The organism is Streptomyces sp. NPDC001770 (genome assembly GCF_053596135.1).
This window is the reverse complement of record NZ_JBSFFN010000007.1, coordinates 52,127-67,575: the sequence shown is the minus strand read 5'-3', so window position 1 is coordinate 67,575 and position 15,449 is coordinate 52,127. Positions and strand designations below refer to the sequence as shown.

Annotated in this window: 10 protein-coding genes and 1 pseudogene; 6 read left to right on the top strand and 5 right to left on the bottom strand. The window is 71.7% G+C overall.

The window, feature by feature from the left end; genetic code table 11:
* Nucleotides 1–83 precede the first annotated feature (83 nt).
* Together ACWCSV_RS08920 and ACWCSV_RS08915 are read left to right on the top strand one after the other, a co-directional pair.
* Nucleotides 84–1,643 carry an MFS transporter gene (locus tag ACWCSV_RS08920; protein WP_451139978.1) on the top strand — a complete coding sequence of 520 codons (1,560 nt, stop codon included), beginning with the start codon at nt 84–86 and terminating at the stop codon, nt 1,641–1,643.
* A gap of 104 nt (nt 1,644–1,747) precedes the next feature.
* Nucleotides 1,748–2,998 carry an MFS transporter gene (locus ACWCSV_RS08915; RefSeq protein ID WP_451139976.1) on the top strand — a complete coding sequence of 417 codons (1,251 nt, stop codon included), beginning with the start codon at nt 1,748–1,750 and terminating at the stop codon, nt 2,996–2,998.
* A gap of 24 nt (nt 2,999–3,022) precedes the next feature.
* On the opposite strand, the gene ACWCSV_RS08910 is transcribed toward ACWCSV_RS08915, so the two are convergent.
* Nucleotides 3,023–3,388, bottom strand: a complete 366-nt coding sequence (locus ACWCSV_RS08910) for a YybH family protein (protein WP_451139974.1) — start codon at nt 3,386–3,388, stop codon at nt 3,023–3,025.
* 100 nt (nt 3,389–3,488) lie between these two features.
* Here ACWCSV_RS08910 and ACWCSV_RS08905 point away from each other — a divergent pair, with 100 nt between their 5' ends.
* Nucleotides 3,489–4,430 carry a LysR family transcriptional regulator gene (locus ACWCSV_RS08905; protein ID WP_451139972.1) on the top strand — a complete coding sequence of 314 codons (942 nt, stop codon included), beginning with the start codon at nt 3,489–3,491 and terminating at the stop codon, nt 4,428–4,430.
* A gap of 117 nt (nt 4,431–4,547) precedes the next feature.
* On the opposite strand, the gene ACWCSV_RS08900 is transcribed toward ACWCSV_RS08905, so the two are convergent.
* Complete coding sequence (locus ACWCSV_RS08900) at nt 4,548–6,827, bottom strand: catalase (protein WP_451139970.1); 2,280 nt, start codon at nt 6,825–6,827, stop codon at nt 4,548–4,550.
* Nucleotides 6,828–7,219: 392 nt separating this feature from the next.
* Here ACWCSV_RS08900 and ACWCSV_RS08895 point away from each other — a divergent pair.
* Nucleotides 7,220–7,775: pseudogene (locus tag ACWCSV_RS08895) on the top strand (SDR family oxidoreductase).
* Between the two features lie 39 nt (nt 7,776–7,814).
* On the opposite strand, the gene ACWCSV_RS08890 reads toward ACWCSV_RS08895, so the two are convergent.
* The 3 genes from ACWCSV_RS08890 to ACWCSV_RS08880 are packed head-to-tail and all read right to left on the bottom strand — an operon-like array spanning nt 7,815 to nt 11,736.
* On the bottom strand, nt 7,815–10,052 hold the full coding sequence (locus tag ACWCSV_RS08890; RefSeq protein ID WP_451139968.1) for a hypothetical protein: 2,238 nt from the start codon (nt 10,050–10,052) through the stop codon (nt 7,815–7,817).
* A 2-nt stretch (nt 10,053–10,054) separates the two neighbouring features.
* The gene (locus ACWCSV_RS08885) at nt 10,055–10,903 is read right to left on the bottom strand and encodes a hypothetical protein (protein WP_451139966.1); all 849 of its coding nucleotides are present in this window, start codon (nt 10,901–10,903) and stop codon (nt 10,055–10,057) included.
* Entirely contained in the window at nt 10,900–11,736 is an 837-nt protein-coding gene (locus ACWCSV_RS08880; RefSeq protein ID WP_451139964.1) for a vWA domain-containing protein, read from the bottom strand. Before ACWCSV_RS08880 ends, ACWCSV_RS08885 begins: the two co-directional genes overlap by 4 nt.
* A gap of 441 nt (nt 11,737–12,177) precedes the next feature.
* Here ACWCSV_RS08880 and ACWCSV_RS08875 point away from each other — a divergent pair, with 441 nt between their 5' ends.
* Nucleotides 12,178–14,238 (top strand): phosphocholine-specific phospholipase C, encoded by a 2,061-nt coding sequence (locus ACWCSV_RS08875; RefSeq protein WP_451139962.1) that lies wholly within the window; start codon nt 12,178–12,180, stop codon nt 14,236–14,238.
* A 249-nt stretch (nt 14,239–14,487) separates the two neighbouring features.
* On the top strand, nt 14,488–15,432 hold the full coding sequence (locus ACWCSV_RS08870; protein ID WP_451139960.1) for an endonuclease/exonuclease/phosphatase family protein: 945 nt from the start codon (nt 14,488–14,490) through the stop codon (nt 15,430–15,432).
* The last annotated feature ends 17 nt before the right edge of the window (nt 15,433–15,449 follow it).

Here is a 15,449-nt window from a genome sequence, read left to right as displayed (position 1 = left end):
AGCATGAACGAGGGGAGAGAGTGCGCCGCCGGATTCCCGTCCGGCGGCGCTTTCCGTCCGCCCGACGAGCAGAAGGAGCGCAGATGCGGAAGAAGTGGTGGACGCTGCTGGGGGTGTGCGGCGGGACGTTCATGCTCCTGCTGGACACCACCATCGTCTACGTCGTCATGCCCGACGTGCAGGAGGACCTGGACGCCGGGTTCTCGGACCTCCAGTGGGTGATCGACGGATACGCCATCGCGCTCGCGGCCCTGCTGCTGACGAGCGGGACCCTCGCCGACCGGTTCGGGCGCCGACGCCTCTACGCCCTCGGTGTCGTCCTCTTCACGCTCGCCTCCCTGCTGTGCGGCCTGGCGCAGTCCCCGCTGATGCTGGTCCTCGCCCGGATCTTCCAGGGCATGGGCGGGTCGGTGATGTTCGCGACCGGGCCGGCGCTGCTCGCGGGCAGTTTCGAGGGAAAGGAGCGCGGCGCGGCGTTCGGCGTGTGGGGCATGGTCACCGGACTCGCCTCGGCGATCGGCCCGGTCACCGGGGGGCTGATCTCCAGTGGCATCGGTTGGCGGGGTGTCTTCCTGGTCAACGTGCCGATCGGCGTCCTGGTCGCGCTGATCGTCGTGCTGCGGGTGGACGAGTCCCGCTCACCGTTCGCCCGCCGGCTCGACCTGCCGGGGTTCGCCCTGCTGACCTCGGGGCTCGCGACCCTCGGCTACGGCCTGATCCGCGTGGGCGAGGGCGGCTGGAGCGACTCCCGCGCACTCACCTTCCTCGTCGTGGGCGGGGTGCTGCTGGCGGCCTTCCTCGTCGTCGAGGCGCGGGTGGCGGAGCCGATGTTCGAGCTGCGGCTGTTCCGTATCCCGACCTTCGTCGGCGGGTCCGTCGCGGCGTTCGCGATGAACGGCTCGCTGTTCGCGATGTTCCTCTTCCTCGCCGTGCACTTCCAGGAGGTGCTCCAGTACTCCTCTCTGGAGACGGGCGTACGTCTGCTGGCCTCCTCGCTGGCGATGCTCCTCGCCTCACTGCTCGCGGGCCGTCTCAGCGCCGGGGTCCAGCCCCGCTTCCCGATCGGCGTCGGGCTGCTCCTGGTCGGCGCCGGTCTGCTGCTGATGGGCGGGGCCGGCGCACATTCCGGCTGGGAGCACTTCCTCCCCGGGCTGGTGCTGGGCGGGTTCGGCGCCGGGCTGGTGAACCCGCCGCTCGCCTCCACCGCCGTGGGGGTCGTGGACCTCTCCCGCTCCGGGATGGCCTCGGGCATCAGCGGTACGTTCAGGCAGCTCGGGGTGAGCGCCGGGGTCGCGGTGCTGGGTTCCACCTTCGCCGTCGTCATCGGCAACCGGGTGCGCGACGGCCTGGCGGGCGTACCGGGCGCCGGTGACCGCACGGACCGGATCGTCTCCCTCGTACGGGGCGGCGAGATCGACCGGGCCGCGGCGCTGGTTCCCGAGGTGGAGCGGGGCACCGTCGAGCGGCTCGCCGTGACGGGGTACGTCGACGGGCTGAACACCCTCCTCGCCCTCTCCGCCGGCCTCGCGCTGGTGGGCGGCGTGGTGTCCCTGCTGCTGATCCGGGCGGCCGACTTCCAGGGTGCGCGGCAGCCGGAGGCGGTCCCCGAGGTGCCGCCTTCCGCCCGACTCGGCCGCGGGTGAACCGAGTTCCCCCTCCAATTCGGTGTCGCCCGGCCGCTCCGCGGCGCAGACTTCACCGCGACGCGCGCCACGACCGGGCGGCAACGGAGAGGCACCGCATGCGCATGAGACGGATCATCCCTCCGGCAGGGGCGCCGAGGAGGCTCGCCCGGGCGCAGCTGACCAGCTCGGTGGGCGACGGCGCCTATTACGTGGTGTCGGCGCTCTACTTCAACCGTGTCGTCGGGCTCTCCCCCACCGCGATCGGCGCGGCGCTCACGCTGGGCTGGGCGCTCGGGGCGGTGGCCGGGGTGCCACTGGGGCACCTCGCCGACCGGCGCGGCCCGCACGGGGTCGCGGTCCTGATGTCCCTGGTCACCGGGGCGGCGGTCGCCTCCTTCCTCTTCGTACGTGCCTACCCGGCGTTCCTGGTGGCGGTGTGCGTGTACGCCTGCGCCCAGTGCGGTCTCGCGGCGGCCCGGCAGGCCCTGCTGGCGGCGCTGGTGGAGCCGGCGCGGCGTACGGAGACCCGCGCCCACCTCCAGTCGACGGTGAACGCGGGACTCGCCCTCGGTGCGGCGCTCGGCGGAGTCGCCCTGCAACTCGACACCGAGGGCGCGTACCTGGCCGCGCTGGCGCTGGACGCGCTCAGCTTCGTGGCCGCGGCGGTGATGCTGTACCGCCTGCCTGCACCGGTGGGACCGGCGGGCGCCGACCAGCCCTCGGGCGAGGCGCGGTTGGCGGTCCTGCGGGACCGGCCGTACGCCGTGGTGTCCCTGCTCAACATGGTCATGCTGCTCTACATGCCGCTGCTGAGCGTGGCGTTGCCGCTCTGGATCGTGCAGCGTACGGAGGCTCCGGGGTGGACGGTCTCCGCGCTGCTGGTGGTCAACACCGTGAGCGTGGTGCTCTTCCAGGTACGGATCGCGTCCCGGGTGACCGGCCTCGACTCGGCGTCCCGGTCGGTGCGGCACGCCGGGTACGTCCTGCTGCTGGCCTGCCTCGCCTTCGCGTGCTCGTCCCTGGGCACCTCGGCGTGGGCGGCGGGCGGTCTCCTGCTGGCGGCGGCCGTGATCCAGGTCCTCGGCGAGATGCTGCTCGGCTCCGGCTCGTGGGAGATCGGCTTCGGGCTCGCTCCCGCCGACAAGCAGGGCCAGTACCAGGGCTTCTACGGCGCCGGGACGGCCGTCGCTCGGCTGATCGGGCCGCTGCTGCTCACCACGCTGATCCTGTCCTGGGGCTTCACCGGCTGGCTGGTGCTCGGCGGGCTCTTCCTGGCGGCCGGTACGGCGATGGGCCCGGCGGTACGCCGGGCCCACGCTCGTACGGAACACCGGGCGGCCCCTGGCACCGCCGCAGCGGTGGAGGGGAGTTGACCTCAACCCCCTCGCACATGCCCCTCAGCCGGCCGGCGGACGGAACTCCGGCTGGTCGATGATGCGCAGCCAACTCCCGTCCGCCTGACGCCGGACCACTTGGGCACGGGCGCCGGAACCGTCCTTCGGGGGCGTGGAGGTCAGCGCGATGTCACCGATGACGAGGGTCGGGAGCGGTTCCTCCGCCTCGAACTCCGGCGCGTGGGAGAGAACTTGCTCCCACAGCCGCCGGATCGCCTCCCGGCCGACCGTGGTACTGCCGGGCGGGTACGCCATCACGGCGTCCTTCTCGTAGAGCGCCGCGAGTCCGGCGGCGTCACCCGCGTTGGCGCGCTCCACGAAGAGGCGGGTGAGGTCCTCCGGCTTCAGGGCCTTCTCGTTCTCGGACACAACGTTCCTTTCCGGTACACGATCTCTGCCCTCTCATGGTCCTTCGCGGAGGCGGGAGAAGTCCAATCAATCGTCCCAACCGCCTCTATAATCAGAGGTTATGGAACTCAGACAGCTGAAGTACTTTCTCGCGGTGGCCGAAGAGTCCAACTTCACCCGGGCCGCGGAGCGCGTGCACATCAGCCAGCCCGGGATCAGCGCCCAGATCCGCCAGCTGGAGCACGATCTCGGCGCCACCCTCATCGACCGGTCGGGCCGCAGCGCCGGGCTGACCGCGGTGGGCGAGGTGGCCTTCGGACACGCGCGCGCGGTGCTCGACGCGGTGGAGGCGCTGCGGCACGCGGTGGACGAGATGAACGGGCTGGTCCGGGGCCGGCTGGTCGTCGGCATGGTGACGGCGTGCACGGTGGAGCCGCTCTTCGAGGCGCTGTCCGCCTTTCATCTGGCGTACCCGGGCGTCGAGATCGGCCTCGTCGAGGACGATTCCGCCCGGCTGGTCGAGCGGGTCCGCGAGGGGGACGTAGATCTCGCGCTGATCGGCGCGGCGGGGCGGGCGCCGGAGGACCTGGACGGGCACGAGGTGATCAGCGAGCCGATCGTCGCGGCCGTCCCGCCCGGGCATCCGCTCGCCGCCCGGGCGGCCGAAGGGGTCACCCTCGCCGAACTGTGCGCCCATCCCCTCATCTGCCTGCCCCCGGGCACCGGCATCCGTACCGTGCTGGACCAGGTCTCGGCCGCCCGGGGGCTCACGCCCACGGTGTCCCTGGGGGCCACCGCACCGGACGCGGTGATGCGGCTCGCGGAGCGGGGGCTGGGTGTGGCGGTACTCTCCGCGTCCATGGTGGCCCACCGGCCGGGGCTGGTGACCGTACCCCTCACCGACGCGGACACCGCCGCCGTGCTGGCCCTGGTCTCCGCGCCCACGAAGAGCCCGGCGCTGCGCGAACTACTGGCGCACTGCCGGGAGTCGTTCGCCGCACCGGGTGGGGGCGCGGCGGCCGGCGGTGTTCCCGCCCCGGCGCGGGGGGTCGTGGCCCGTTAGCGGTACCGGTCGGGAGCGCCCTCCACGTGAGTGGGGCACGCGCGTCCGCGCCGCGCGTGCCCCTTTTAAAGAGATGCCCCGGGGCGGCTCCTCCGCCGCCCCGGAAGGGGGGTCCCGTCAGAGAGCGGGCGTGAAGCGGTCCCAGGCGCGGTGTGCCCCGAGCAGGCCGGTGATGTTCTCCAGCACCTCCGACGCCGCCTCGCCGACCACCACGCCGAAGGAGCCGGCGGGCAGACCCGCTGCCGCGAGGGCATCCGCCCCTTCGCCCCAGGCGCCGATGGCCTTGCCGTGGCGGAACGCCTCGCCGATCATCAGCAGCAGGCGTGGATCGACGGCCAGGACGGCCGCGGCGGCGTCGTCGGCCTTGGCGTCCCGTGCTCCGTAGGCGTCGGCGGCCGGACCGGGCGACCCGGCCAGCAGGAGCGCGTCGAACTCGATGGACCTGGCCGTGGCGAAGGTGCGCTGCACCGTGACGGCGTCGTCGCCCTGGCCCAGTGCGCCTCCGTGCGGGGCGACGACCAGCGGGACCATGCCGGCGTCGAGCACCGCGCGGCGCACGGCCCGTACCCCGTCGAGGTCGTCCGATCCGTCCGTGACGATGCCGATGGTCCGGCCGTCCAGCGGCCATTCCCCGCCGAGCTGGGAGAGCGCGGGGCTCGGTTCGACCATGGCCAACGGGACGCTCGCCTCCGGTACGGGGAGCCCCAGACCGGTCGCTACCTGCGTACAGAGATCGGGATCGATGTTGGCCAGGACCTGGAGTCCGCGTACCTTGATCGCCTCCTCCCAGCACTTGCCGAGCTCGAAGGTGTAGGCGGCGACGATGTGTTCGCGTTCCGTGGGGGTCACGCTGAGCCAGAAGAGCCGGGCCTGGCTGAAGTGGTCGTCGAAGGAGGCCGGCGCATCTCGCACCTTGGGGGCGGCGGGGAGCTCGACGGGTACCTCGATGAAGGCCCCGGTGTCGGAGCCTGCGAGGAACGGGCAGCCGCCGTCCAGGGAGTTCGGGTGGTACGGGGCGGCTCCCCGGTGCACGGCGGTCTGGTGCATGCCGTCCCGCAGCATGTCGTTGACGGGCGCGTGCGTGCGATTGATCGGCAACTGACCGAAGTTGGGCCCGCCCAGCCGGCTGATCTGGGTGTCGAGGTAGGAGAAGAGCCTGCCCTGGAGGAGCGGGTCGTCGGTGACGTCGATGCCGGGTACGAGGTGGCCGAGGTGGAAGGCGACCTGCTCGGTCTCGGCGAAGTAGTTCGACGGGTTGGCGTCAAGGGTCATCGACCCGATCGGCTGTACGGGGGCGAGTTCCTCGGGCACGATCTTCGTCGGGTCGAGCAGGTCGATGCCCTCGAACATCTGGTCGTCGGTGTCCGGGAAGGTCTGGACGCCCAGCTCCCACTGCGGGAAGGCACCCGCCTCGATGGCGTCGGCGAGATCGCGGCGGTGGAAGTCGGGGTCGACACCGGCGGCGATCTGTGCCTCCTCCCACACCAGGGAGTGCACGCCGAGCTTCGGCTTCCAGTGGAACTTCACCAGGGTGGTGCGGCCCTCCGCGTTGACCAGCCGGAAGGTGTGGACTCCGAAGCCCTCCATCATCCGGTAGGAGCGCGGGATACCCCGGTCCGACATGTTCCACAGCGTGTGGTGGGTCGCCTCGGTGTGCAGGGTGACGAAGTCCCAGAACGAGTCGTGGGCACTCTGCGCCTGCGGGATCTCCCGGTCCGGGTGGGGCTTGCCCGCGTGGATGACGTCGGGGAACTTGATCGCGTCCTGGATGAAGAACACCGGGATGTTGTTCCCGACGAGGTCGAAGACGCCCTCGTCCGTGTAGAACTTCGTCGCGAAGCCCCGGGTGTCGCGCACGGTGTCGGCCGATCCGCGCGAGCCCAGGACCGTCGAGAACCGGACGAACACCGGCGTCTCGACGCCCTCGGCGAGAAATGCGGCCTTGGTGATCCCCGCCGCCGATCCGTAGCCGCGGAAGACGCCGTGCGCGGCGGCCCCGCGGGCGTGCACCACGCGCTCGGGGATGCGCTCGTGGTCGAAGTGGGTGATCTTTTCGCGCAGGTGGTGGTCCTGGAGCAGCACCGGGCCGCGGGGCCCCGCCTTCAGGGAGTGATCGGTGTCGTACAGACGCGCCCCCTGCGCGGTGGTGAGGTACGCGCCGTCCTGGGCGACCTCGCTCTGCCGGGTGCCCGTGGCCTGGCCGGTGGGGCTGTAGGTGTCCGGGCCGCGCTGGTCGTGCTTGGGCCGGAGGGGTCCGCGTACCTCCGTCGGCTCCTCGACGGGCACGGCTTGCGGGCCGGGCGCTCCAGGGATCTCATTTCCCGGGTGAATGGCCTCCTGGGCCTTCTTCACCACTTTTTCGGCGGCAGCGGACACGGGGTTCTTCTTTTCGCTCACTGGATTCCGATCCACATCGACGGATGGTGCCGCGCGCCCACGCGGGCAGCGCCCGGCGGGGCGGTCTCGACCGGATACGGATTCCCCGGGTCTGGAAGATCGACACCTCCCGCTTGCCCCATCCGGCGCTGCGTCGTGCAGGTTCGCGGCCCGGAACTCGCCCCCCTTCATGGCCGCGAAAGCCCAGTTCACCCCCCGCCCTGACGCGACCCGGGCCGCGTGGCCGGCGCGTGCGGCGCCGCACGAGGACCGGCGCGGCGGATCGCGTCGATCTGATTTCTCCGTTTCGGGAGAGCGATTCGGCAACAGACGCAATTCACCCTCGGGAATTTCCCCCTTTCCGGCAGCAGGAGACAGCGGATGAGCACGAAGAGCGGACACCCGACAACCCCATGACGAAGCACCCCCGGCCTGATTTCCGCAGCAGGATCGGACATGTCCGGGCTGGACCGGCCCGATGGACCCGCCGCCGGACCGCGGTGGGGGTTCCTACCGGGGGCACGGACGGCCGGCCGACCGCAAGGCCGTGGTGACGGGCGGGGACTCCGGCATCGGGCGCGCGAGGGCGCTCGCCTTCGCCCGGGAGGGTGTCGACGTGCTCTTCACCCACCTGGAGTCCGAGGACCTCCGCCTCGGTGCAGGCGTGCAGGCCGAGCCCTCATCCGCTGGACTACGCCATGACCAAGGGGGCCCTCGTGACCTTCCCCCAGGGTCTCGCGCAGATGGTGGCGCCGGACGGCATCCGGGTCAACGCGGTGGCGCCGGGGCCGGTCTGGACCCCTCTGATCCCGGCGACCTCGCCGGACACGGCGGAGTACGGCAAGCAGCCGCCGCTGCCCCGCCCAGCCGGCCGAGAGGGCCCCGGCCTACGTCTTCCCCGCCTCGCCGCAGGCGAGTTGCATCACGGCCGGGATCGTCGACGCCACGGGCGGCACCCCTCTGCCGTAGGCCACCGCTCCGCACCGTGGGGGCCGGGCCCTCCCACACTCAGCGTCCGAGGCAGGCGAACCTCAGGTAGCGGGGGTACGACAGTCCGCGACGCCGGAGTCCGGCCTCGCCGATCAGGTCGCTCAGCGTCCGGTAGAGGTCGCCGTCCCGCTGGAGCTCGACCGCGCGCCGGCTGAACTCCCGCCGCTGTGTCCGGGCCCGGTCGTCGGCGGCCGTGTTCTCCCGTGCGAGCCGCTCCTGGCCGTCCTCCAGGCGCTTGCGTGCCGACGCGCCCCTGGCGACGGCTTCGGACTCCGCGGTGGTGCGCTGGACGCCGAGATGGGTCCGACGGGCCGCCATGCGCTGCTCGACCGTGTGCCGCTCCACCGCCGTGAGGGCCGTCGGCTGCCGGGCGGAGGCCGACGCGACGGCCTCTCTCCGCCACGCCTCCAGAGCGACCGCCTTCGCCTGCCCGATGCCGGAGATGTCGACGGTGGCGCCGCCGGGCCGTACCAGTACGGCGCCGGTGCTGTGCGGGTAGCGCCGCGGCCCGGTCCGTACGATCCGGGCGCCGGTGAAGTCCGCGGCGGTCCGGATGCCCGCCGAGGCGAGCCGCGCGGCGAGCTTCGGGCCGATGCCGTACGGCGGGGTCTGGACGATCGAGGTCCGGCGGAGGTGGTCCTGCACGTACGCGGACTGCTTGTCGGTGAGCGCCCGGTCCAGGGCTTTGCGGAGCTCCTCCGGAAGTCTGCCGATCCGGCTGTCGAGGTCGCGCAGGGCGGCGATCCTGCGCTTCTCGGCTTCCTTGAGTTCGTTGTGGTACGCGGCGGTGAGCCTGGCCCTGGCCTGTGGCTGGGCGGCGTTCCGGCCCGCCTCCGCCGCGTCGAGCGCCGCCTGTTCCGCGCGCAGCTTCTCGGCCGCCTCGGCCGGATCTCCCAACCGGAGGAGTTCGTCTTCGAGTCGGCGGAGCGCCGCCTTGGCCTGCGTCCACTCCGTCCGGCGGCCCCGGGCGAACGCGGTGAACGCGGCGGCGAGGACGAGCGGCACACCGGGACCGAGGGGAACGGCCGGGAGGCCACCGACCACCATCAGCACGGCCACGGCCAGCGCGACCGGCCAGAACACCGCCACCGCCAGATCCCACGGCGTCCGGACGCGGAAGGTGTCCGGCGCTGTGGCGGGAGCGGCCCACGGGGGTGCGGCGGGGGCGGCCGGCGAGGGAGCCGCGGCGGGCGAGGAGGGCGCGGCAGGCGGAGCGACGTGCCCGGTCATCCAGCCGGGCAGCCCACCCGTACCGGCCGTCCGGGTGGAACCTGCCGACGCGGTGGAGCCCGCGCCCGCCGGCGCTCCGGTCCGCTGTTTCGGCACCGCGGCCCCCGCCAGCGGCGGCAGCAGTTCCAGCGGCTGGAAGGCCAGGAACTTCACCTGTTCCGCGAGACCGCTCACCGTCGGGTCGGGGTGGGCCAGCAGGGTCCGCAGGCCGGTGGAGCCGACGGGGTTCCTGAAGTCGTCCTCGGTGAGCAGCAGGAACTCGCCGCTGGGCTCGTGCAGCCGGCCCCACAGGGCGGGGTCGGCGGCGACGGCCTTGAGCGACAGGAAGACGACCCAGGCGGAGAAGCGGTCGAGCAGCGCGCCGAAGTCGTCGTTCCCCCGCAGGGGCGACTGGTAGTTGCGGTGCCCCCGCTCGGTGCCGCCCAGCCCGGACAGTTCCGGCACGTACATGCCGTCGTAGTCGACGAGGCGGAAGGTGTCGTCGGCTGCGACGAGCAGGTTGCCGTGCTGGAAGTCGCCATGGGCGATCTCGTGGTCCGAGAGATCGCGGGTCAGCGACGCGAAGCGTTCGGCCAGCCGGTCGACGGCGTACCGGTCGGTGAAGTGGTCGTCCAGCCAGGAGGAGAGGGTGACGGCCTCGATCCACTCCATCTTGAGGACCGGATAGTACTCCCGGCCCACGATGATCGCGTCGGGCAGGTACTCGAAGCCGAGCTTCCACGGCTGGGACAGTTCCGCCGGGTTCAGGCGTGCGAGCCGGTCGCTGATGGCCCGGTAGCGGAGCTCCTGGTCGGGAACGTGCCGGGTGAAGCACTTGACCGCGTACCGCTGCCCCGAGGTGGCGGAGGTCAGTGAGAAGACGCTCGCGAAGGCTCCGGAGATGGCGCGCGGTATGCCGAGCTTCGTCAACTCGGGTCTCGCTCCACGAAGTTCCGGGTGCCGGAAGCACAGTTGGGTGTGCTGGAGCGCCTCCGCGTAGGCGGCGCCGCTGGGGAACTGCCGCTGCGCACCGGGGGGCGTGGCCACGTTCACCGCCCTTCGAAGTCGATCCGCACGACGGCCACGTCGTCGTTGCGCAACTCGCCGCTCCTGCGCAGGCCGTCGAGCCAGACCGTGAACGCGTCCAGGTCGTCGGGGCCGGCGAACTCCAGCAACTGCCCTACGGCGACTGACTTTTCAGGAGCGGACAGGAACCAGGCCGCCAGCGCGTCGGTCATCAGGAACAGCCGGTCGCCCGGCAGGCACCGGCCTTCCTCGAACCGGGTGCGCCGGGCCAGCAGGGCGGCGTCGTGGTTGCGGCTGCCGAAGAGGCCGGGGGCCGTACCGAACTCCTCCGCGTACTCCACCGGGAAGGCGCGCACCATACGGTCGTCCCGCAGATGGAAGAGGCAGGTGTCCCCCAGGGCGGCGGCCCGCCACTCCCAGGCGGCCCCGGGCGCGTCGCCGTCCGGGCCGGCGACCGGGTCGACCCGCACGGCGAGCAGGGTCGCGTGGGCGCCCGCGGCGAGCTTGGTGTGCTCGTACCACTTCAGCGGGCGTCCGTCCTCGACGCGCGCCCGGGTGTACCGCGCGAGCCAGGGCTCCCAGCGGTCCACGGCGTAGCCCGCGAACTCCTCGAACGCCGCTCCACCGCACAGCACTTCGGGCCGCTCCATGGCGTGCTCGGCCGCCGCGCGGGAGAGCAGCCGGGCCCAGTCCTTGGCCAGGACGCTCTCGGTGGCCCCGTCGCACACACCCACGGTGAGGGGCTCCTGGAGCATGTCGTCGTACGAGCATCGGGGCAGCACGGCGACGGCGTCCTCGCACTCCGGCTCCGTACTCCCGTGCTTGGGCGCCACCAGGTGCGTGACGTACACGCAGGACGGGGAGGAGCTCACCGCAGTTCGGTGGCGCGGGTGCCGATGTCGAGGAACTGCACGACCGTGGTGATGTCGGCGTTGTAGACGAATCCGCGGGTGGTGTCGCTGACCCGTTGGCCCTGTGAGGCGGCGTACGCGCGCATGTGGCCCGGCAGCGGGCTCGACATGGAGAAGAGGGTGCGGGCGTAGCTGTCGGGGAGCCCGTCGGCCGTGTCGGGGAACGCGGTGGGCGTCCCGCCCGCCGCGGAGACGTGCAGGTTGAACAGGAGCGCGGCGCCGTCGGCCGTGGCATGCGCGGTGACGGCCTCGGCGGCGGCGGTGGGGTCGCCGTCGGTCGACTCGCCGTCCGTCAGGTTGATGACGATCGGGGGAAAGCTCGCCGGATAACGCTCGGTCCAGCCCGCGACGAGGTTCGCGGCGTACCGCAGGGCGCGGTTCATCGGGGTGCCGCCGTGGGCGACCGGGTCCATCCACAACGGGAAGGCGACCGTCGTCTCGACCAGGCCGCCGGCGCCGTCGGACACCTTCTTGGCCCGTTCGTCGACACGGGCCGGGTTGTCGGCCACCTCGCTCAGCGGAACGATGTCCCGCCCCGCCAGCGAACCCGCGAACGCCGAACCGACCGTGGCGCCGTAGCCGATGACCGCGACGTGGAAGTAGTCGCGCACGCCCTCTTCCTTGGCGCACTTGACCGAGAGCTCGGTGAGCAGCCGGTTGATGGCGTCGGCGACCACGTCGGCCTTCTGCTGCGGCAGCTCACCACCGATGGGGTCGCTCATGGAGGTCGACTGGTCCACGAGGAAGATGATGCTCGTCGGATTGCTGCGGCTGATCTCGGCCGTGTACGGCACTCGGTGCTCCTGGCGGACAGCGGAACGGGACGGCGGGGGACCTCGTCCGGCGTGTTGCCCGTCCGGCGTGTTGCCCGTCCGGCGTCCAACTCAGCTGCCGGTCGGCCGAGTTCCCCCGGTGGCATCGTAGTGCGGCACGCGTCGGCGCACGGGCGGGCGTCGTCGAAGTGGCCGGGATGTGCCCCTCCCGCCGGGCGGCCGGGCAGTGGGCAGGCGGGCGGTGGGCGGCCGTGCGGTGCGGTTTCGGAGCCTCCGCCGAGCATGTACCCCTGATGTCCGGTTCGAAATGCTCAGCGAGGCAGTCCACCCCGCGACGAAGGGATCTCCGTTCGCCGGCCGTACGGCGTGGGGTCACGAACCCGCCCCCGCCCCGTAAGGAGAGACCGCTGTTCTTGGGGCACCCCTCACCGCCCGTCCCCCCTCACCCCGGAGCCGTCACCCATGACAGAACTGGACCGTCGCAGGTTTCTGCGGATCGCCGGAGGTACCGCGGCCCTCACGATGCTGAACGAGAGCATCGCGAGGGCCGCCGCCATTCCGGCGCAGGGCAGTACCGGAACCATCCAGGACATCGAGCACATCGTCGTACTGATGCAGGAGAACCGTTCCTTCGATCACTACTTCGGGGCGATGAAGGGGGTACGAGGCTTCGGGGACCCCCGGCCGGTGCTCCAGGACAACGGAAAGTCCGTCTTCCACCAGTCCGACGGGACGAAGGACGTCCTTCCGTTCAACCCGCAGGTGGACGACCTCGGAATGCAGTTCCTGGAGGGGCTGAACCACGACTGGTCCGGCGGCCAACAGGCCTACAACAAGGGCAAGTACGACAAGTGGGTACCGGCCAAGACGGCCACCACCATGTCGCACATGACCCGGAACGACATCCCGTTCCACTACGCGCTCGCCGACGCCTTCACCGTGTGCGACGCCTACCACTGCTCGTTCATCGGAGCCACCGACCCCAACCGCTACTACCTGTGGTCGGGCCACACCGGCAACGACGGTACGGGCGGCGGCCCGGTCCTCGGCAACCAGGAGGCCGGCTACGGCTGGAAGACCTATCCCGAGCGGCTGGAGTCGGCCGGGGTCTCCTGGAAGATCTACCAGGACATCGGCGACGGCCTGGACGCCGCCGGGTCCTGGGGCTGGATCAACGACGCCTTCCGCGGCAACTACGGCGACAACTCCCTTCTCTACTTCAACAGTTACCGCAACGCCCAGCCCGGCAGCCCGCTCTACGAGAAGGCCCGCACCGGCACCGACGTCAAGTCGGGCGGCACGTACTTCGACCGACTGCGCGCGGACGTGACCGCCGGGACCCTCCCGAAGGTCTCCTGGATCGCCGCCCCCGAGGCCTTCAGTGAGCACGCGAACTGGCCGACGAACTTCGGCGCCTGGTACATCTCTCAGGTCCTGGACGCGCTGACCTCGAACCCTGCGGTGTGGGCGAAGACCGCGCTGTTCGTCACCTACGACGAGAACGACGGCTTCTTCGACCACGTGGTCCCGCCGTACCCGCCGGCCTCCTCCGCCTGGGGCCTGTCCACGGCGGACGTGTCGAAGGATCTGTACGCGGGTGGCACCGACTACGCGGCGGGCCCGTTCGGGCTCGGCCCGCGCGTGCCGATGATCGTGGTCTCGCCGTGGAGCAAGGGCGGCTACGTCTGCTCCGAGACCTTCGACCACACCTCGGTGATCCGCTTCATGGAGAAGCGCTTCGGGGTGCGCGAGCCCAACATCTCGCCGTGGCGCCGCGCCGTCTGCGGTGACCTGACCTCCGCCTTCGACTTCACCCGGGCGGACAAGGCCCCCGCGGCCCTTCCCTCCACGGCCGGATACGTGCCGCCGGACAAGAACCGCCACCCGTCCTTCCACCCGACTCCGCCGGCCGCGGGCGCCCTCCCGAAGCAGGAGGCGGGCTCGAAGCCGACCCGCGCCCTCGGCTACAGCCCGTACGTGGACGGCCGGGCCACGGTCTCCACCGGCACGTTCACCCTGACCTTCTCCGGCGGTCCCACCCTCGGCGCCCACTTCCACAGCACCTCGGGCAACCGTACGGACGGCCCCTGGCCGTACACCGTCGAGGCGGGCAAGACCCTCTCGGACACCTGGAGCACCAGCGCCTCCACCGGCAACCGGATCGATCTCACGGTCTGGGGCCCGAACGGCTTCCTGCGCACCTGGCGCGGCCCGGCGGCGAAGCCCGGCCCCGAGGTCACCGCACGCCACGTGACGGCGGGCGGGAACCTGAACCTCACCATGACCAACTCCGGTCCGACGGCGGTGCACTTGACGGTGACCAACGCCTACGGCGGAGCGGTCCAGACCTTCAAGGTCAACCCGGGCGCGACCGTCACCCACACGCTCGACCTGCGGACGACCTCCCGCTGGTACGACGTCCAGGTCGTCTCGGACACGGACGCCACCTTCCTGCGCCGGTTCGCCGGTCATGTGGAGACCGGCGCCCCCGGCGTCTCCGACCCGGCGATCAGGACGGTGTGACGCGACCCTTCCGACGCCGCTCCCGCGACGCCACTCCTCCGGGTGAGCGGCAGCCACCGCCCCGGGACCGCAGGTCCCCGGGGGGCGGCTGTGAGCGGGCTGTGGGCGACGACGGGACCGGGCTTCACCATTCCTCCATCCCCCGTTCACGTGCGTGTACCTGCCACGTACGATCGTCCCGCGCCGACGCGGTGATGCGGCATCCTGCCGCCGAGCGGTCGGTGCCAGGAACAGGGAGGGCAAACGACGATGCGACTTCACGGCATCCGACGACGTGGTGTCCGGCTCGCGCTGGCGGGGGTACTGGCGGGGGTACTGCTGCCGGTGACGGCGGCACAGGCCGGGGCGGCGACGTCCCACACGTACAACGTGTGGCAGTGGAACGTGGCGGGGGACAAGATCCACGAAGGGTCCACGACCGACGGCCTCATCGACCAGGCGTCCGCCTCGATCGTGAACCGTTCGGCGGACTTCGTCTCGTTCAACGAGCTGTGCCGGGGACAGTACGACGCCCTCGTGACCGCGCTGCGCGCCGAGGACTGGCCCACGGACGCACAGAACTTCGCCCGCTTCGAACCGAGCCGCGAGGCCGGCAACTCCTCTGTGTGCAAGGGCGAGGCGTTCGGTAACGCACTGTTCAGCAAGCGGCCGCTCGGCACGGCCGACCGGATCACGCTGCCGGACGACGGTACGGCCGAGAAGCGCAACCTGCTGTGCGCACCGCTCACCGACGGCTCCGGAACCCGGTTCTGCACGACGCACATCACCACGCAGGGGACGTACAACGTCGCCCAGCTGGAGGCGGTACGGGCGAAACTGGAGGCCTACCACGCCGCGGGCGAGACGGTCCTCATCGCGGGCGACTTCAACGCCCAGCCGAGCTACGGCCGGCTGAACTCCTTCTACGCGCCGAGCCTGGACGTGCCGAACAACGGCAACAACACCGGCGCGTACCGGGAGCTGGACGACAACGACACGGGCAACTGCCTCGGCTACGGGGAGTGGACCGCGGAAGGCACCCCCGGCTCGGCCCCGCCGTGCGGGGGCAACGCGAAGCTCGACCTCATCTTCGTCCGCGAGAGCACGCTGGCCGGATCGTACAGCGGGGACTCGCTCGGGATCTCGACGTCCTGCACCGGCGTCGCGGCCTGCTCGGACCACCGGATCACCATCGGCACGGTGACCGTCGGCTAAGGGGTGTCCCGGCCTGC